This window comes from Streptomyces sp. NPDC049837 (genome assembly GCF_040674455.1).
Classification (GTDB): domain Bacteria; phylum Actinomycetota; class Actinomycetes; order Streptomycetales; family Streptomycetaceae; genus Streptomyces.
This window is the reverse complement of sequence record NZ_JBFAMP010000005.1, coordinates 70,216-88,336: the sequence shown is the minus strand read 5'-3', so window position 1 is coordinate 88,336 and position 18,121 is coordinate 70,216. Positions and strand designations below refer to the sequence as shown.

General features: G+C 70.6%; 15 protein-coding genes. 8 read left to right on the top strand and 7 right to left on the bottom strand.

All coding sequences use genetic code 11. The annotated features are described in order from the left end of the window. Positions 1–64: 64 nt before the first annotated feature. The 4 genes from AB0J57_RS15275 to AB0J57_RS15260 all read right to left on the bottom strand — a co-directional run bounded on the left by AB0J57_RS15275 (position 65) and on the right by AB0J57_RS15260 (position 4,312). Positions 65–862, bottom strand: coding sequence for a transcriptional regulator (locus AB0J57_RS15275; protein WP_366128608.1), 798 nt, complete (start codon positions 860–862; stop codon positions 65–67). After that, the gene (locus tag AB0J57_RS15270; protein WP_366128607.1) at positions 859–1,464 is read right to left on the bottom strand and encodes a hypothetical protein; all 606 of its coding nucleotides are present in this window, start codon (positions 1,462–1,464) and stop codon (positions 859–861) included. Before AB0J57_RS15270 ends, AB0J57_RS15275 begins: the two co-directional genes overlap by 4 nt. A gap of 131 nt (positions 1,465–1,595) precedes the next feature. After that, complete coding sequence (locus tag AB0J57_RS15265; protein ID WP_366128605.1) at positions 1,596–2,951, bottom strand: APC family permease; 1,356 nt, start codon at positions 2,949–2,951, stop codon at positions 1,596–1,598. A gap of 38 nt (positions 2,952–2,989) precedes the next feature. Then, positions 2,990–4,312 (bottom strand): diaminopimelate decarboxylase, encoded by a 1,323-nt coding sequence (locus AB0J57_RS15260; RefSeq protein ID WP_366128604.1) that lies wholly within the window; start codon positions 4,310–4,312, stop codon positions 2,990–2,992. Positions 4,313–4,433: 121 nt separating this feature from the next. Between AB0J57_RS15260 and hutU the strand changes: the two genes are divergently transcribed. The 7 genes from hutU to AB0J57_RS15225 all read left to right on the top strand — a co-directional run bounded on the left by hutU (position 4,434) and on the right by AB0J57_RS15225 (position 12,445). Continuing rightward, a complete protein-coding gene (hutU, locus tag AB0J57_RS15255; RefSeq protein WP_366128602.1) occupies positions 4,434–6,098 on the top strand; it encodes a urocanate hydratase in 1,665 nt (554 codons plus the stop codon). A 56-nt stretch (positions 6,099–6,154) separates the two neighbouring features. Beyond that, positions 6,155–7,345 carry an allantoate amidohydrolase gene (locus AB0J57_RS15250; RefSeq protein ID WP_366129087.1) on the top strand — a complete coding sequence of 397 codons (1,191 nt, stop codon included), beginning with the start codon at positions 6,155–6,157 and terminating at the stop codon, positions 7,343–7,345. After that, a complete protein-coding gene (locus AB0J57_RS15245) occupies positions 7,336–8,679 on the top strand; it encodes a formimidoylglutamate deiminase (protein WP_366128601.1) in 1,344 nt (447 codons plus the stop codon). The genes AB0J57_RS15250 and AB0J57_RS15245 overlap by 10 nt, the downstream gene beginning before the upstream one ends. 53 nt (positions 8,680–8,732) lie before the next feature. Further along, positions 8,733–9,980 carry an imidazolonepropionase gene (gene hutI, locus AB0J57_RS15240; RefSeq protein ID WP_366129086.1) on the top strand — a complete coding sequence of 416 codons (1,248 nt, stop codon included), beginning with the start codon at positions 8,733–8,735 and terminating at the stop codon, positions 9,978–9,980. 450 nt (positions 9,981–10,430) lie between these two features. Then, the gene (locus AB0J57_RS15235; protein WP_366128600.1) at positions 10,431–10,931 is read left to right on the top strand and encodes a hypothetical protein; all 501 of its coding nucleotides are present in this window, start codon (positions 10,431–10,433) and stop codon (positions 10,929–10,931) included. Between the two features lie 257 nt (positions 10,932–11,188). After that, positions 11,189–11,428 carry a hypothetical protein gene (locus AB0J57_RS15230; RefSeq protein ID WP_366128599.1) on the top strand — a complete coding sequence of 80 codons (240 nt, stop codon included), beginning with the start codon at positions 11,189–11,191 and terminating at the stop codon, positions 11,426–11,428. A 720-nt stretch (positions 11,429–12,148) separates the two neighbouring features. Next, the gene (locus AB0J57_RS15225) at positions 12,149–12,445 is read left to right on the top strand and encodes a GntR family transcriptional regulator (protein WP_366128598.1); all 297 of its coding nucleotides are present in this window, start codon (positions 12,149–12,151) and stop codon (positions 12,443–12,445) included. A 10-nt stretch (positions 12,446–12,455) separates the two neighbouring features. On the opposite strand, the gene AB0J57_RS15220 is transcribed toward AB0J57_RS15225, so the two are convergent. From AB0J57_RS15220 to AB0J57_RS15210, 3 genes are all read right to left on the bottom strand, one after another. Then, positions 12,456–12,689: a hypothetical protein gene (locus AB0J57_RS15220; RefSeq protein ID WP_366128597.1), complete on the bottom strand. Its 234-nt coding sequence runs from the start codon at positions 12,687–12,689 to the stop codon at positions 12,456–12,458. A 1,002-nt stretch (positions 12,690–13,691) separates the two neighbouring features. Continuing rightward, on the bottom strand, positions 13,692–14,165 hold the full coding sequence (locus tag AB0J57_RS15215; RefSeq protein WP_366128596.1) for a hypothetical protein: 474 nt from the start codon (positions 14,163–14,165) through the stop codon (positions 13,692–13,694). A 30-nt stretch (positions 14,166–14,195) separates the two neighbouring features. After that, the gene (locus AB0J57_RS15210) at positions 14,196–16,856 is read right to left on the bottom strand and encodes a hypothetical protein (RefSeq protein ID WP_366128595.1); all 2,661 of its coding nucleotides are present in this window, start codon (positions 16,854–16,856) and stop codon (positions 14,196–14,198) included. 120 nt (positions 16,857–16,976) lie between these two features. On the opposite strand from AB0J57_RS15210, the gene AB0J57_RS15205 reads away from it, so the two are divergent. After that, positions 16,977–18,086 (top strand): CapA family protein, encoded by a 1,110-nt coding sequence (locus AB0J57_RS15205; protein ID WP_366128594.1) that lies wholly within the window; start codon positions 16,977–16,979, stop codon positions 18,084–18,086. Positions 18,087–18,121 lie beyond the last annotated feature (35 nt).

The window sequence follows — 18,121 nt, the reverse complement described above, 5'->3', positions numbered from 1 at the left end:
TGGGCGCAAGGCGCGCCTCATGAGCGGACATGGGGCGTACGGGGGGTACGGGGCCTACGGGTGGTCACAGATGGGCCTCCAGGGCGTCACGGAGCCGGCGGAGCAGGGCGATGTCGGGGTCGGGCGTGCGGGGCACGCCGGGCACGCCGGGCACGCCGGGAAGGAAGCTCGCGGGCTCGTACGAGGTGGGCTCGAACGGCATGCCTTCGTGCGGGGACGGGGCGTGCGGGGACGGGACGTGCGGGGGCGGGTCGTGGGGGGTCGCCACGAGCCCGGCCGCGGCCAGCCGCCGGGTCTCCAGCAGGGTGTGGAACGCGGGCCGGCCCAGCGCCCACGCGAGTTGCGCGGGGGTGCGTACGCCGTCGGCGTGGGCCAGCAGGGAGCGCTGCCGGGCGGTGACCGTCTGGCCGGAGGCCGCGGCACGCGGGACGACCGGCGCGGTGTCGACGGCGGGGTAGGGCCACACGCTGTCGAGCAGCTCCCGGCGGCGCAGCGTCTCGCGCTCCACGTCGGCCGCGGACACGGGGCGTACGGGCCGCACGGCATGTGTCCCGTGAGCGGCTCCGTACTGGAAGCGGGCCGGGCCCCGGCCGGGCGCCAGCGCGAAGAACGCGGCGTCGAACAGGGCGCCCAGGTGGCAGATTTCCAGCTCACCGGCAGCGATCCGGCCCTGCCGCGGCTGCCGTCCGCCCGCCGTCAGCAGGACGTCCGGCCCGGGCGCGACCGGGCTCTCCGCGTGCACGACCCGCCCCTCGACGAGGTACAGCGTCCCGTGGTCCCGCACCAGCGCCCCGGTCGCCCGCTCCCGGGCGAGCCGCAGCAGCATCGGGGACACGACCGCTCTGGCGGCGTGCGCGCTCATACCAGTACCAGCCGCTCGGCCAACTCCCGCAGGCGTAGGCGGGCGAGGGCCAGGTTGCCGGTGGAGCGGTCCAGCCACAGGTGGAGGAAGACGCTGCTGTCGAACGTCGTCTCGACGAACCGCAGGACGTGATAGCCGGTACGGGTGGTCACGATGACGTCCTCGACGGGCGGGGCCTTCGGGTCCACGCCCCCCGCCCGCGCCGGCACAAGGGCCGGGACAAGCGCCGGGGCCGGGGCGGCACCCGCCCCGTCCGACGGCCCCGCCGGGTCCGGTAACGCCCGGGCCGGGCCCGGGTCCGCCCCCGCCGGTAACGCCCCAACCGCCCCCGCCGGTAACGCGGCCTGACCCCCCGCCAGTAACGACGCCGGTAACGACGCAGGTAACGACTCCGCCAACGACTCCGACTCCGGGGCGAACGACTCGTATTCCGCCGCCGCCCGCGCCAGTTCCGCCGTCTCCGCGGCCGTCGTCTCGTGGTCGCCCACCGGGGACCGGCCGGCCGTGCCGAGGGCGAGGCCACTGGTCCAGTCGACGAGAGCCGCCCCCAGCGCGCCCGGCAGGCTCATCGCTTCGCGCAGGCACTCGTCGATTCCGGGCACGCGGGCTCCCCTCCCAGTTCCCCGTTGCGCTCCAAGGTGCTGTGACCACGACGCTACGCAACGTTCCCCCGCCTGGTGGGAGTTCTGGCATTTTCCAGAGGAACGTGCCCCGGAGGAGATAGGGTCGCCGGTTACGACTCGCCGCGTGCCCGCATCACCACCTTGTTGACCACCCACAGCCCCACGCCGATCGCCACCAGCACCCCCGCCCGGATGTAGACGTCGGCGTCCCGGTCGGCCAGCGGGCTGGCCAGGATGAGTGCGGTGATCGCGCCGAGGACCGGCAGCGCCGTCGGCGTACGGAAGTGCTCGTGCTCGACCGGGTCGCGGCGCAGTACCAGTACCGCGATGTTGACCACCGCGAAGACGCACAGCAGCAGGAACGCCGTCGTGTCGCCCAGGCCCGCGATCTCGCCGGTCGAGACCAGCCCGACGGCCAGGAGCGAGACGAAGACGATCCCGACGACCGGGGTGCGGCGCACGCGGAGGACGCGGCCCATGGCGCGCGGCAGAATCCGTTCGTTGGCCATGCCGTAGCAGAGGCGCGAGGCCATCATGATGTTGATGAGCGCCGAGTTGGTGACGGCGAACAGCGCGATGAGGGCGAACGCCTTGGGCGGGAAGTCGAGCCCGCCGGCCTTGACGACCTCCAGGAGCGGCCCGCTGGACTTCTCCAGGGTGCGGTAGTCGACCAGGAGCGACGAGATCAGCGCCACCAGGACGTAGATGGTGCCGGTGACCGCGACACCCGTGAAGATCGCCCGGGGGAAGGTGCGCACCGGGTCGCGGGTCTCCTCGGCCATGTTGACCGAGTCCTCGAAGCCCACGAACGCGAAGAAGCCGAGCGCGGTGGCCCCCAGCACGCTCGTGATCAGCGCGTACCCGGTGCCCGTCGCCTGGAACTCACCCAGCCGCGACGGCTCCCCGTCCCCCGTCAGCACCGCCCAGGCACCGATGGCGAGGATGATCAACAGGCCGGTCAGCTCGACGAGCGTGAGGACGACGTTGGTCTTCACGGACTCCGACACGCCCCGCAGGTTCAGCGCGGCGAGGGCGAGGATGAAGAGGATCGCGATCAGTGTGGGCGGGACCACGCCTTCCGTGAACTCGGCGAGATAGTCCCCGCTGAACGCGCGGGCGGCCGCGCTCGCGGAGGACAGGCCCGAGCACATCACCATGAAGGCGACGATGAAGGTGAGGAAGGGGACCTTGAACGCCTTCTGGGTGTAGAGGGCCGCTCCGGCCGCCTTCGGGTACTTGCCGACGAGTTCGACGTACGACGCCGCCGTCAGGATCGCGACGACGAAGCCGATCGCGAACGGCAGCCAGAGCGCGCCCCCCACCTTGCCCGCCACCGCGCCGGTGGTGGCGTAGATGCCGGTGCCCAGGATGTCGCCGATGACGAAGAGGACGAGCAGTTTCGGCCCGATGACCCGTTTGAGGGGCGGCTCCCGGTGAGCTCCCGCGGGCTGTTCCGTGGTGGTCATGGGGTGGTTGTGCCCCCGCCGTCCGGGGTGATGCCCGATCAGTCCACGAGCAGCACGTCCGGGCGTACGCCACCTGCCTCGGCGACGATCTCGGCGACGGTCTGCGGCGGGCGTACGGTCGCGAAGCGGACCGACCCGTCCTCGCGGGTCGTGAACCCGTACACCCCCGGACGGGCGAGGGAGTTGTACGCGTAGTGGTGCGCGAAGTAGTACGCCCCCGTGTCCAGCGCGGCCACGATGTCGCCCGGTTCGAGGAGTGGCAGCGGGCGCTGGACGGCCAGCAGGTCGCCCGCGAAGCACGCCGGCCCGGCCACGTCCTGGTCGACGACCGGGCCGCCCGCCTTGGGCATCCCCTTGGCGTCGTACGCGGCGATCCGCAGCGGCCAGGAGACGGGGTCGTAGACGGTGCGGGTGGCGACCTGCACGCCCGCGTGCGTCACCGCGATGGGCCGGGCGCCGGACGTCTTGGTGTACTCGACGCGGGCCAGGACCGTGCCGTGCTTGGCCAGCAGTGACCGGCCGAACTCGGTGACCAGGCCGTACCGCCCGTCGAACAGCCCCGGGACCTCGGTGGCCAGGAGCCGGGCGTACTCCGCGTACGTCGGTGTCTCGTCGTCGGAGGTGAAGTTCACCGGCAGGCCGCCGCCGATGTCGATGGTGTCGACCTGGCGGCGCCCGGCGGCCGCGTTGATCTCCTCCGCGAGCCCGTACACCTCCCTGATGCCGGTGACGAGGAGGGACAGCGGCACGCCCTGCGAGCCGGAGTGGGTGTGCAGGCGGGTGAGCCAGGGGCGGTCGAGGTACGCCCGTACGACGCCGGCGCGGGCGCCCTCGTCGCGGAGGGCGATGCCGAACTTGGAGGTGGCGGTGGCCGTCGACAGGGCGTCGATGGTGCCGCCGCCGATCTGTGGGTTGACGCGCAGGCCGAGCGGGGAGGTGCTCGGCGTTTCGTGGAGCAGGGCGTCGAGGCGGGCCAGCTCCTGCGGGTTGTCGGCGTTGACGGCGATCCCGAGGGCCAGGGCCTCGCGCAGCTCGGCGGGGGTCTTGGCGGGGGAGTCGAGGACGATCCGGTCCGCCGTCACCCCGGCGGCGCGGGCCAGCGCCAGCTCGCCGGGGCTGGCGACCTCGGCGCCGAGGCCCGCCTCGTACAGCAGGCGCAGCACGGGGACGAGCGGGGAGGCCTTGACGGCGAAGGCGTGCAGGACGGGCGCCTCGGTGACGTCCGCGAAGGCGGCGCGGAGGGCGGCGGCGGAGGCGCGCACGCCGGCGATGTCGAGGAGGGCTGCGACGGGTTCGGTCTCGGTGAGGAGGGCTTGGTCGACTGCTGCTCGTACGGCCTGATCGCGACGGTCTGAAGCCATGTTCTCCAGCCAATCACCCGGCGTGCGGTGCCGCAGCCGTTGACTACATCTATTCATCGGGTCAATATGTGAATACCAACTCTGCAATCGCTGGTCGCACGCCACCTGAGGAGGCATCCCCATGTCAGGACCCCGCCCCGTACGGGCCCCGCGCGGTACGGAACTGAGCGCCCTGGGATGGCAGCAGGAGGCCGCCCTCCGGATGCTCCAGAACAACCTCGACCCCGAGGTCGCCGAGCACCCCGACAAGCTCGTCGTCTACGGCGGCACCGGCAAGGCCGCCCGCGACTGGCGCTCCTTCGACGCGATGGTCCGTACGCTGCGCACGCTCAAGCAGGACGAGACGATGCTGGTCCAGTCCGGCCGCCCCGTCGGCGTCATGCAGACCCACGAGTGGGCGCCGCGCGTCCTGATCGCCAACTCCAACCTGGTCGGCGACTGGGCGAACTGGGAGGAGTTCCGGCGCCTGGAGCAGCTCGGTCTGACCATGTACGGCCAGATGACCGCCGGGTCGTGGATCTACATCGGTACGCAGGGCATCCTCCAGGGCACGTACGAGACGTTCGCCGCCGTCGCCGCGAAGAAGTTCAACGGCACCCTGGCCGGGACGATCACCCTCACCGCCGGCCTCGGCGGCATGGGCGGCGCCCAGCCGCTCGCCGTGACCATGAACGACGGCGTCGCCATCTGCATCGACTGCGACCCGCGCGCCATCGAGCGCCGCATCGAGCACCGGTACCTCGATGTGAAGGCCGACTCCCTCGACCACGCCCTCCAGCTCGCGGTGGAGGCACGCGACGCCCGCCGCCCGCTCTCCATCGGCGTCCTGGGCAACGCGGCGGACCTCCTCCCGCAGCTCCTCGCGATGAACGCCCCCATCGACATCGTCACCGACCAGACCTCCGCCCACGACCCGCTCTCCTACCTGCCGGTGGGCGTGGCCTTCGACGACATGGCGGCGTACGCGGCGAAGGACCCGGCCGGCTTCACCACCCGCGCCCGCGAGTCCATGGCCAGGCACGTCGAGGCCATGGTCGGCTTCATGGACGCGGGCGCCGAGGTCTTCGACTACGGCAACTCCATCCGGGGCGAAGCGCAGCTCGCCGGCTACGACCGGGCGTTCGCCTTCCCCGGCTTCGTACCCGCCTACATCCGCCCCCTGTTCTGCGAGGGCAAGGGCCCCTTCCGCTGGGCCGCCCTGTCCGGCGACGCCGCCGACATCCACAAGACCGACAAGGCGATCCTCGACCTCTTCCCCGAGAACGAGTCGCTCGCCCGCTGGATCAAGATGGCCGGCGAACGCGTCCACTTCCAGGGCCTGCCCGCCCGCATCTGCTGGCTCGGCTACGGGGAGCGCGACCGCGCCGGCGAACGCTTCAACGACATGGTCGCCTCCGGTGAGCTGTCCGCCCCCCTCGCCATCGGCCGCGACCACCTCGACTGCGGCTCCGTCGCCTCCCCGTACCGCGAGACCGAGGCCATGCTGGACGGCTCCGACGCCATCGCCGACTGGCCGCTCCTCAACGCCATGGTCAACGTCGCCTCCGGTGCCTCCTGGGTCTCCATCCACCACGGCGGCGGCGTCGGCATGGGCCGCTCCATCCACGCCGGCCAGGTCACGGTCGCCGACGGCACCCCGCTCGCGGGCGAGAAGATCCGCCGCGTCCTCACCAACGACCCGGGCATGGGCGTCATCCGCCACGTCGACGCGGGCTACGACCGCGCCGAGTCGGTCGCCGACGAGCGCGGCGTCCGCGTCCCGATGCGGGAGGGTGACGAAGCGTGACCGGCACCGTGGGCGCACACCCACCCACCGGCGGACAGCCGCCCTCGTTCCACGAGATGTGGCGGCAACTCGCCCCCATCGGCCGCCACGCGGCCACCCGTGGCTACCGCCGCTACGCCTGGACCGGCGCCGACGCCGACTGCCGCACCTGGTTCCAGGAGCAGGCCGAGGCGCGCGGGCTCACCTACGAGACCGACCGCAACGGCAACCAGTGGGCCTGGCTCGGCGACCCCCTCGGCGAGGACGCCGTCGTCACCGGCTCGCACCTGGACTCCGTCCCGGACGGCGGTGCCTTCGACGGCCCGCTCGGCGTCGTCTCCTCCTTCGCCGCGCTCGACGAACTCCGCAGCAGGGGAGTCGAGTTCCGCCGGCCGCTGGCCATCACCAACTTCGGTGACGAGGAGGGCGCCCGCTTCGGCCTGGCCTGCGTCGGCTCCCGCCTCACGGCCGGGCAGTTGACGAAGGCCGCCGCGTACGAGCTGCGTGACGCCGACGGCATCACGCTGCCCCAGGCCATGGAGGCGGCCGGGTACGACCCCGAGGCCATCGGCCCGGACCCGGAGCGCCTCGCCCGTATCGGCGCGTTCGTCGAACTCCACGTCGAGCAGGGCCGCGCCCTGGACCTGACGGGCGACTCCGTCGGTATCGCCTCCGCCATCTGGCCGCACGGCCGGTGGCGGTACGACTTCCACGGCGAGGCCAACCACGCCGGCACCACCCGGCTCGTCGACCGGCGCGACCCGATGCTGACGTACGCGGAGACGGTCCTGGCCGCCCGCCGCGAGGCGGAACTCGCCGGAGCCGTCGCCACCTTCGGCAAGATCGCGGTCGAACCCAACGGCGTCAACGCCATCCCCTCCCTGGTACGCGGCTGGCTCGACTCCCGGGCCGCCGACCAGGCGACCCTGGACGCGGTCGTCTCGGGTATCGAGGCGGCCGCCCACGAGGCCGCCGCCCGCCAGGGCATCGACCTCACCGTCGTCCGCGAATCCTTCACCCCCGTCGTCGAGTTCGAGCACGCCCTCCGGGACGAGCTGGCCAAGATCCTCGGTGGCCAGGTCCCGGTCCTCGGCACCGGCGCCGGGCACGACGCGGGCATCCTGTCGGCCTCCGTCCCCACCGCCATGCTCTTCGTCCGCAACCCCACGGGCGTCTCCCACTCCCCGGCCGAGCACGCGGCCGAGGACGACTGCGTGGCCGGCGTCCATGCCCTCGCCGACGTACTGGAGGGCCTGGCGTGCCGCTGACCTACTGGGCCGAGCACGCCTGGCTCGGCACCCATGTCGAACCGGGCGTCGCCCTCGACGTGTCCGACGGCCGCCTCACCGCCGTACGCACCGGCGTCGACGCCCCGCCACCGGGCGCGGTGCCCCTGCGCGGCCTGACCCTCCCGGGCCTGGCGAACGCGCACAGCCACGCCTTCCACCGCGCCCTGCGCGGCACCGTCCAGGTCGGCTCCGGCACCTTCTGGACCTGGCGCGAGGTCATGTACCAGGTCGCCTCCCGTCTGACGCCCGACAGCTACTTCACGCTCGCCCGGGCCGTGTACGCGGAGATGGCGCTGGCCGGCATCACGGCCGTCGGCGAGTTCCACTACCTGCACCACGCGCCCGGAGGCGTCCCGTACGCCGACCCCAACGCCATGGGCGAGGCGCTGATCGCGGCGGCCGGCGAGGCGGGCATCCGCATCACGCTGCTCGACACCGCGTACCTGTCCTCCGGCTTCGGCGAGCCGCCCAACGAGCACCAGCGCCGGTTCTCCGACGGCACGGCGGAGGCGTGGGCCGAGCGCGCGTCCCTCCTCAAGGACCGCGACGGCGTTCGCATCGGCGCGGCCGTCCACTCCGTACGGGCCGTCCCCGCCGACCAGCTCTCCACGGTCGCCCAGTGGGCCGCCGACCGTCAGGCGCCCCTGCACGTCCACCTCTCCGAGCAGACCGCCGAGAACGACGCCTGCCTGGCCGCCCACGGCCGCACCCCGACCCGGCTGCTCGCCGACCACGGCGTACTCGGCCCGCGCACCACGGGTGTGCACAACACCCACCTCACCGACGAGGACATCGCCCTGCTCGGCGGCACCGGCACCGGCACCTGCATGTGCCCGACGACCGAACGCGACCTCGCGGACGGCATCGGCCCGGCCGTCGCCCTCCAGCGGGCCGGCTCGCCCCTGTCGCTGGGCAGCGACAGCCACGCCGTGATCGACCTGCTGGAGGAGGCGCGCGCGATGGAGCTCGACGAGCGCCTCCGCTCCCGCACCCGGGGCCACTGGACGGCCGCCGCGCTGCTGCGCGCCGCCACCGCCGACGGGCACACGGCCCTCGGCTGGCCGGGCGCCGGGCGCCTCGAAACCGGGGCGCTCGCCGACTTCACGACGATCGCCCTCGACACGGTCAGGACAGCGGGACCGGAGCCGCGTCTGGGAGCTGAGACAGCGGTATTCGCCGCGTCGGCAGCGGATGTGCGCCATACGGTCGTGGGCGGCCGTCACGTCGTACGGGACGGAGCCCACGCCCTGATCCCCGATGTGCCGCGAGCGCTGACGGACTCGATCGCCGCGCTGCACCGCGGTAACCGCTGAACCGGCTGAAAGCGCTGAACCCGCTGAAGGAGACACCCCTCACCATGAACAGCATGAACAGCGGCCCCGAGACGACGAACAACCCCCCGGCGACAGCCGCCCCCGCGACGGCGAACAACACCGTCGCGGCGACGGCCACCGTCATCACCAACATCGCCAGCCTGGTCACCAACGACCCCTCCCTTGGTGATGGATCCCCCCTCGGACTGATCCAGGACGCGGCGGTCGTCATCGACGGCGACCGCGTGGTCTGGATCGGTGAATCAAGCAAAGCACCCGCCACTGACAATCGGGTCGACGCGGGCGGCCGGGCGGTGATCCCCGGGTTCGTCGACTCCCACTCCCACCTGGTCTTCGCGGGCGACCGCACCGCCGAGTTCAACGCCCGCATGTCCGGGCAGCCCTACGCCGCGGGCGGCATCCGCACCACCGTCGCGGCGACCCGCGCCGCCACCGACGAGGCCCTCGAAGCCAACGTCACCCGCTATCTGCGCGAGGCCCTCCACCAGGGCACGACCACCTTCGAGACCAAGTCCGGGTACGGCCTCACCGTCGAGGACGAGGCCCGCGCGCTGCGCATCGCCTCCCGCCACACCGACGAGGTCACCTACCTCGGCGCCCACATCGTCTCGCCCGACTACGCCGACGACCCCGCCGGTTACGTCGACCTCGTCACCGGCCCGATGCTGGAGGCCTGTGCCCCGTACGCCCGCTGGATCGACGTGTTCTGCGAGAAGGGCGCCTTCGACGGCGACCAGGCGCGCGCGATCCTCACCGCCGGCAAGGCGCGCGGCCTGCACCCACGCATCCACGCCAACCAGCTCTCCTACGGCCCCGGCGTCCAGCTCGCGGTCGAACTCGACGCGGCGTCCGCCGACCACTGCACGCACCTCACGCAGCAGGATGTCGACGCGCTCGCCAGCGGCCGTACCGTCGCCACGCTCCTCCCCGGCGCCGAGTTCTCCACCCGCGCCGAATGGCCGGACGCCCGCCGCCTCCTCGACGCGGGTGTCACCGTGGCCCTCTCCACCGACTGCAACCCGGGCTCGTCGTTCACTTCCTCCATGCCCTTCTGCATCGCGCTCGCCGTACGCGACATGGGCATGACCCCGAACGAGGCCCTCTGGTCCGCCACGGCCGGCGGCGCGGCAGCCCTCCGCCGCACCGACGTCGGCCGCCTCACCCCCGGCGCCCGCGCCGACCTCGCCCTCCTCGACGCCCCCTCCCACGTCCACCTCGCCTACCGCCCGGGTGTACCGCTGGTGACGGCGGTCTGGCGGCGGGGCGAGCGCGTCCTCTGACGCGCCTCTGCAGTCGCTGCCGAAGCCCCTGGGGTCATGTCCCGGGGGCTTTGTCGTGGCCGGCGTTTGAGGTTTCCTTGAGCTGTTCGGATCTCCGCTAACGGTTTGTCAAATATATTCACCGTGATTCACATCACCGCCCGTTGTGGTGCGCGGTCTCGTTCCGATAAACATGGCGTGCACGCGTCACTCGATTACGTAACTCACGACTCGTAACCCCGAGGTGGCGCGCCCGCGACTCCCTGACCAGGAGTCGCCTTACAACACCCATCGAAACGGGGCACAATGGACCGCGCTGTCGTGCGCACTGCAATACCTCTCTTCGTTACCGGGGCCCTGCTGCTGTCAGGGGCGGGAGTAGGTGTCGCCTCTCCGGCGGAGGAACCGCTTCCGTCTGAGGACGCGAAGATCGTTCTGAATGACGGGCGTGTCATCGGGGTGAATGACACGGTGGATTTCTCGTTCGAGGGGGACGGGGCGACGGCTGAACCGAAGTCCGGAAAGGGCGACATGGCCGCCATGGCCTGCCCGGAGGTGAACGACCCGCCGAAATACACCGTCAAGGGAACCCCGTACTTCCTCCCGGACAAGAAGAAGCCGCAGTCGACCTGGCTGTTGCCGCGTCAGACGGTCTCGTGGACCGTGACCGGCAGCCACACCTTCACATGGGACATCGGTGCCAGCGCCGAGGCGGAGGCGGGCGCCATCCTCGCCAAGGCCAAGGTCAGCGTCGACACCAAGATCAGCAACGCCTGGACGTGGACCGGCACTCAGACCGTGACCGACACGAACACCACGTCCAAGGGCTACCGGGCCGTGCTCGGCCAGGTCGGTTGGAAGCTCACCGGCACGAAGACGTGGATCGCTCCGCCTTGTACGGTCAAGAAGAAGACCATCGTCGTCCTGGCTCCGCGCAAGGGGGACATGTCGATCGGGCGGCAGAATTCATGAGTCGGTTCAGGCGGGCAGCGTTGTGCCTGGTAGCCATCACAGGCCTCTGTGCGGCAGCGTGCGCCCCGACCGAGCGGTCCGGCCCCCCTCCGCAGAGTCCCAGTGCGACCGGAACCGCCTCGGATCCGACACCGGGCGGCGCCGCTGACCTGGCGGCTGTCCTGGAACGATCCTTCGTTGCCCGGGAGTCCCTCGGCAGCGGATCCGGTCGGCTGGAAGCACAGTTCGGGAACACCCATCCCAGTACTCCCGAAAACGTGCTGAGCCTGACATTCGCATTCACGTGCACGGGCAAGGGCAAGGTCACGCTGAAGTTCTCCGTCGCCGGCAAGGAAATGCCGAAGGCCGCGGGAACGCAGGTGTGCGACGGCTCCATTTTCCAGCGGAGCATCGACGTACCCAAGCCGGGTCCCGTCGGCTTCGAGGCCACTGTGAGCGGCTCCGTCAACGGTGATTTCGCCTACGCCTACTACGCCGAGAAGAAGCAACTCCCGTAAAGGGTGAGCAGTGCCGGCCCGAGAGCCACAGCCGACGAGTCCCCGGCTGCCGGCTCTCGGGCTTCTGCTTTCACAGGCCGTCGCCTGCCCGGTCGTGCCAACCGGTCCCGAGGAGTTCGAGCGCGTCCGGCACTTCCGGGAAGGACGGCGTGCAATCCGTACACGCATAGACGTTGACTCCCGGCCCCGAACCGGCATGCACCTCGGAGACGAGGACGGGGGCAGTGGTGAACCGGTCGCACCGTACGCACATTCGACCCGGCTTACGGGCCCCCATCAGGCCGCCGCCCGAGCGCCGACGACGTACGTACCCCGGTCGACCCCGAGCTCCTCCGCGAGCACCAGGGCGAGCCGCCGCTGTCGCTGCTCGTCCGCCACGAGGTACGGGCGGACCATGGCGGTCTCGTGTCCGTTCAGGGGTGCGTCCAGCCCGTACGGTGAACGGGCTGAGGGCAGTTGTTCCAGCTCCGCACGCCTGGATGCGACCGGAGCCGGGGCGTGCCCGGCTCGATGGAACCGGCGCCTCGCCCATAGAGCAAGGGCACGGATAAGGTCTGTCACGTCGACGTTCCTCTGAAGCGTTGGCCATGCCCCGGGAGGTCTAGCCACCTCGCCGGGGCCTTCCGTGCCATGGAAGCTACTCCGAGATATAGCCCTCTGTATACAAGTGGAGAGGGATCCACTCGAACGTGGAGGTCATGCGACGTCTACGTTGGACATATGAGCGATGCACGACAGCCCTCCAGCTCCCTGGATCCCTTGAGCGCCAGGCCGCTGTATGTCCAGTTGGCCGACATCATCGCCAGGAAGATCGCCTCGGGGGAACTGGCGCCCGACAGGCCGATCCCCTCGGAGAATCATCTCGCCGGCGAGTACGGCGTGGCCCGGCTCACCGCCCGCCGAGCCACCCAGGAACTACGCGAACGAGGCCTCGTGGTCACGGTGCGAGGCAAGGGATCGTTCGTGGTCGAACAGCCACCGGTCACGACGCCCGGGTCCGCCGTCTCCACTGACTGACCCAGGCGTCTCAGGGAGCGTCGTCCAGCCGATCCAGGAACACGGAATCCAGGCCGGCGAGCGGTTTCTCGTTCACATGCGATTGCCAGGTGCCCAGGGGCACCCTGTAGAACGCGAAGTCGACGACGCCGTTCTCGACGCTGAACGCACCACCTCGCTCGTAGAGGAGTAGCAACGGCTCGAAGGGGCCGGCATGGCGCCGGGCGTCTTCCACACCGGCATCCTCAAGGGCCGCCCAGTGCATGGCGTACTGGCATAGCTGCCGCGCCCGCAGCCCAGGGACGTGCTCCGTGGCGAACTCGTCCAGATCGGCGACCAGGCCGGAGGGCGCGCGAACGGACGGATCGACCCAAGCTGCGACATCGAAGAATGGCCACTTATCCGTCGCCCCCAGCTTCTCGGCCCAGACCGCCGAGCGGCGCAGAAACTCCCGCAGGAGTGCGGCCCTGGACCCCGCGTGGTCGTCGGCGGCATCCCAGTCGGCACTCCACCGCCCTCAAGCGGCCCAGGAGGGCAGTTGCTGAGCCGGTGTTCATGTGCCCCGTCCTGTTGCCGTTACGACAAGTGCTGGCCGCGGTAGCCGCAATGAGATTGGCGGCCACAACCTCGTCGAGCTTGACCAAGCCGATGTCCTTCGCCTGTTCCACCGCGCGAACACGATGCACCACGGAGGGCTGATCGGCATCGGGTGAGGTGTCGACCAGTCGGCGGTCATGGTCTGTTCGGTTCGGCGTCGACGCGGCGCCAGGTGGCCAGCAGACAGCCTCTCTCGTCCCACGTGTCCGTCTCGAGGACGTGGCCCCTGCTGTCGAACAACTGTCGGCACATCAGCGTCCCGTTGGGATGCCACTCCTTGGTTTCACCCACCGCAAGGCCGTGTCGAGCGACGCCCTCGGAGGGCAGAGTGCCGTCCTGGTACCGCCCAGGCGACAAGCCGTGCGAGATGCCATCGACGTACTAGTCCAGGCTGATCAGTGTCCGTTCTGGTGGGCGGCGGCCTCGCCGGGTGGGGAACCCCGCGGTGGAACAGGCGGCCGCCACTGTCCAAGTCGACGTCCGGATCGTCTATGTCGATGCGCAGGCGTGGCCCTCTTCTCCTCACGTTGATCTGGGTCGCTGGGCAGGTACTCCACTAAGCCTCAATAGGGAACCCGGCATGGCCGGGGGAAGGGCCACGCAGCCATGTACTCCGGCTCCGATCGTCGACGCTCCATGCTGTCCGGGCAGCCCGGGTTCCCGTATCCGATCACTCCAATGATTCTCCATCGAGGAGAGGCGTAACGTGCAGCGAAACCTCTGCATTCGCGATCATGCGGCCAATCTCAATGGGTAGGTTTTCGAATTCCTCCATGACCACATCAAATGGCTCGACCCTGTGCACATTTCCATCTAGGCCCTTGGCTTCGATAATGTAGCGATACCCTGCCGCCGAACTCTCGTCGGCGACCCTCCTCCAGGTAGCTTCGTGGCGACGTGCCAGGAAGTCCCCCAGGTAGGAGGTCAAATCCGTGTGGAGCGTGATCCAGTCGGACTGTTCAAACTCGCTCAGCGGTAGGCGATCGACGTAGTTTTGGAGACCCGGCAGGAGAGCCAACGGGTCTTGCAGATACTGCTCGGGTGCAACGCCGAGCATGCCCGCGAGCCCAAGGACGTTGTGGTGAGCCCCCTCCGCCCATTGTTCGATGTCCTCGGTTCCCTCATCCGGCGTCTTGTCCTGCACGTTGCCTACCTCTCACGAAGGGCGAAGGGGTCACTTTCCCCTCGGTTTGTCCCACTGGTCCTTTTTGGGTGCTGGTCCGTATTCAATAAATATTATCTTGGCCTTCTTGAGGTAAGCGCGAAGCTCGGCAGACGGTCCCGCGTGCGTGAACGCCCAGCGGGGGTCGTATCCGGGGTGAAGCCGTCTCAAGGCTATATCCTTGTGTATCTGCTCCTTTATTGCCTTCTTCAGGGGAACCTCATTCTTAATCGCCTTCTGGGTGCCATCGTTCAAGGTGATGGTGCGGTAGGGGCCGTACGTCTTCACCTCGACGGCGACGGTACGCCCGTCGGGGAGATCCACGGGGACGTCCACCTTGCGTCCGCCAGTGCGGGTTACGGGATACCGGGGGTCGTTGTTCGTGGGGACGGGGTAGGGTCGCTCCGGTGCACCTCCCCACATCCTGCGATGGAACTCCTCACCGCGTTTCCACCGGACGTCGTAGGGCCGGGTGTTACGCACGTCTCTGAGCGTGAGAGGGCCGTCCGCAGGGAGTAGGGCGGGCCGGGTGTAGTCCGGTTTCTCGCCGTCGTACGGATTGCCGCCGTCTCGTTTTCCGGCGACGTCACCTCCATCGGAGTCGGCATGGTCTGCCGCAGAATCATTGGCAGTGTCCGATCCGGCGTTTTCGTCGGCACGATTGTCGTCGGCCGGGTCCAGTCGGTTCAGATCGTTATTCCGCGCGTCGCCGAGCAGGCCACCCATGTCACCGCCGGTGGCACTCGGAGAGGGGCCCGTGCCGCTGCCACCTTGCGCGTAACCGAGGTCGTCCGAGCTGCCGGCGCCCGGATTGCCGCCAGGGTGGTTGGAGCCGTCACCAAGGTGGCCACCCGTCGGGGTGTTGTTCAGATTGTTGGTCGGCATGCGGTCGCCCGCCCCGCCTCCCGGGAGATCGCCGCCTGCCTGCGTCGTTGCCCCCGACGGCGTCTCCGCACCGCGGTTGGGGAGGTCGCCGCCGAGGCGCCCCACGTCCCCCACCGTGCCGTCCAGGCTGTCGCCCATCCGCAAGACGTCGTCCGAGGCTGCGGCGCCCGCGTCGACCAGGGCGGGCTGCCTGGCAGGGGTGTCCGCCCCGGGGTTGTCGGCGCCCGTGCCTGCCCCCGACGTGGCCGGGGGATGCTCCGGTTCGGCTTCCTTGGCGTGTTGGAGGAGCGTGCCGTCGGCGTTGTAGAGGTTGCCCTCGGGGTCGAGGTAGACGGTGTTGCCGTCGGCGTCGGTGTGTTTGACCGTGCCTTCGGGGAGGGCGATGGTGCCGTCGGTGATTTTGAGGGTGCCGTCCGGGACGGGTATCGCGCCGGGTGGGGCCGGGGTGTCGGCGGGGAGGTGGACCATGCCGTCGCCGAAGTCGATGGAGCCCGGGGGGACCGGGGTGTCGGCCGGGAGGCGGACCGTGCCCGGGGGGACCTCGACCACGCCCGGGGGCACAACGGCGCCGTTGGGGAGGCGCAGGGTGCCGTCGGGGAGGACGGACGCGCCGGTGGGGAGCTCCACCGTGCCGGGCGGGAGGCTCACGTCGACGTGGCCCAGGCCCCGGAGGCCGGTCATGACGTCGCCGATCTTCGTCATGCTCGCGGTGGCGCCCTTGAAGAGGTACGTCGTGGGGTCGAGGGCCCGGCCCGCCTTGCCCGCGAAGGAGAGGGCCTTGGCTGCCGCGCCGGCCTTGCCCGCGCCCGACACGGCCCCTCCGGCACCGGCCGTGAAGACGGTGCTGAGAACGTTGAAGGTGACCGTACCGCCCGCGCGGGCCGGGTTCTCCTCCCACTGGTCCCAGGCCAGGAACGCCTTGCCCGCCTCCTTCATCGCCGTACGCGAGTCCCGGAGCCAGCCGGGCAGTTCGTCGTCGCGCGCCGAGCCGTACCACCCGCCCACGACCGGGATCGAGCTGACCGCCAGACCCGTGGCGACCATCCCCAGGCCCTTCCACGCCTGCCCGGCCTCGTCCCAGCCGTGGACGCCGACGAGGGTGCCCAGGCTGGTGACCGTGCCCCACACGCCGTCGACGAAGAAGCCCTCCAGGAAGTCGCCGGCGTGTTCCCACACCTGCCAGCCCGGGGTCGACTCGGCGACCGCGTCGCCCCACGGCAGGCTCTTGGCCTGCTTGAGCATCTCGGCGTCGTAGCCGTACATGCCCGGCTGGTGGGACCCGTCGTCGACCTTGAGCGGTGTGCCGCCGACGAGGGCCACGATCTTGTCGTAGCAGGCCCTTTCCGCGTCCTGGAACTGCGTCCAGACCTCGGCGATCTGGTTCCGGCGGTCGAGGTTCTCGTCCGTCAGATCGCCGTCCTCGCGCCACTTGTCGTCATCCGCGATCCTGGCGCGGAAGTTCTGCGCGTCTTCGCGCAGTTGGTTCAGGCGGGCCACCAGGGGACGGATGTCGTCGGCGTACGTTCCCAGCGCGCCCGCGATCACGCAGAGGTCGGAGCCGACCTCAAGTGCCTTGTCCTGGACCGGCTTGGTCGTGGCGAAGAGCTGCTCCGCCTCCGGCGCCTGGTAGAAGGCGCGCAGGCCGCCGAAGGAGGTGTGGACGTCCCCGCCGGCGGTGGAGATCTTGACCCCCGCGCCGGACAACGCCTTCACCTTCGCGGCGAGTTCCACTTCGTTGCCGGTGAAGACCGGCACCTCGGCCGGGTCGACCGGTGCGTCGTTGCTCAACTCGTCGTTCCCCCCGAAGCTGACGAATGGATCATGTGTGCGACATGACTATCAACTCCGTCGTCACGGGTGCAATCAGCAATCGCGCCAGTCTCGCCGGTTCCGAACTAACCTGGAGGCATGACCGCCGACGCGGTGACCTTGTTCCTCTGCGGCGACGTGATGCTCGGCCGCGGGGTGGACCAGATCCTGCCCCGGCCCGGGAACCCGGCCCTGCGGGAGGCGTACATCCGTGACGCCCGGGCGTATGTCGAGCTCGCCGAGGCGGCGAACGGGCCGGTTCCGCAGCCCGTGGAGCCGGCCTGGCCCTGGGGGGACGCCCTGCCCGTGCTGGACCAGGCGGGGCCCGACGTGCGGGTGGTGAACCTGGAGACGAGCGTCACCGGCGACGGGGAATTCGCGGCCGGGAAGGAGGTGCACTACCGGATGCACCCCGAGAACCTGCCCTCCCTGGCCGCCGCCCGGCCCGATGTGTGCGTGCTGGCCAACAACCACGTGCTGGACTTCGGCCGCCGGGGGCTGGAGGACACGCTCGACGCCCTCGCCGGGGCGGGCCTGCGGACCGCCGGGGCAGGGCGCGGCGCGGAGGAGGCGTGGCGGCCCGCGATCGTCGACCTGGGCACCCGCCGGGTCGTGGTGGTCGCCTTCGGAATGGAGTCCAGCGGCATCCCGCCCGGCTGGGCCGCCACCGAGGACCGGCCCGGGGTCGCCTTCGTACCGGAGGCCGCCCACGAGGCGGCGGAGTCGATCACCCGGCGGGTACGGGAGGCCGGACGGCCCGGCGACGTGGTGGTCGCCAGCGTCCACTGGGGCTCCAACTGGGGGTACGCCGTCGGGCGCGACCAGGTCCGGTTCGCGCACGCGCTGATCGACGGCGGCGTCGACGTCGTGCACGGGCACTCCTCGCACCACCCCCGCCCTCTGGAGCTGTACCGGGGCGGGCTCGTCCTGTACGGCTGCGGCGACTTCATCGACGACTACGAGGGCATCACCGGCTACGAGCACTTCCGGGACGACCTCCGGCCGCTGTACCTGGTGACGGTGGAGCCCGGCTCCGCCCGTCCGCCCGCCGTGCGGATCGTCCCCATGCAGGCCAGGCGCATGCGCCTGCACCACGCCTCGCGCGAGGACGGCGAGTGGCTGCGGGAGACCCTGGACAGGGTCAGCCGCGGCTTCGGCGCGCGCGTCGGGCTCGACCCCGGCGGCGCGCTCGTCGTAAGCTCCCGCTGATCCCGAACACATCCCCAGCCTGCCGGTCCCCGGCA

Excerpts from the sequence above, each read along its gene's own strand:
- AB0J57_RS15275 (WP_366128608.1), bottom strand. The coding sequence starts at position 862 with ATGAGCGCGCACGCCGCCAGAGCGGTCGTGTCCCCGATGCTGCTGCGG.
- AB0J57_RS15265 (WP_366128605.1), bottom strand. The coding sequence starts at position 2,951 with ATGACCACCACGGAACAGCCCGCGGGAGCTCACCGGGAGCCGCCCCTC.
- AB0J57_RS15260 (WP_366128604.1), bottom strand. The coding sequence starts at position 4,312 with ATGGCTTCAGACCGTCGCGATCAGGCCGTACGAGCAGCAGTCGACCAA.
- hutU (WP_366128602.1), top strand. The coding sequence starts at position 4,434 with ATGTCAGGACCCCGCCCCGTACGGGCCCCGCGCGGTACGGAACTGAGC.
- AB0J57_RS15250 (WP_366129087.1), top strand. The coding sequence starts at position 6,155 with ATGTGGCGGCAACTCGCCCCCATCGGCCGCCACGCGGCCACCCGTGGC.
- hutI (WP_366129086.1), top strand. The coding sequence starts at position 8,733 with ATGAACAGCGGCCCCGAGACGACGAACAACCCCCCGGCGACAGCCGCC.
- AB0J57_RS15225 (WP_366128598.1), top strand. The coding sequence starts at position 12,149 with ATGAGCGATGCACGACAGCCCTCCAGCTCCCTGGATCCCTTGAGCGCC.
- AB0J57_RS15220 (WP_366128597.1), bottom strand. The coding sequence starts at position 12,689 with ATGCACTGGGCGGCCCTTGAGGATGCCGGTGTGGAAGACGCCCGGCGC.
- AB0J57_RS15205 (WP_366128594.1), top strand. The coding sequence starts at position 16,977 with ATGACCGCCGACGCGGTGACCTTGTTCCTCTGCGGCGACGTGATGCTC.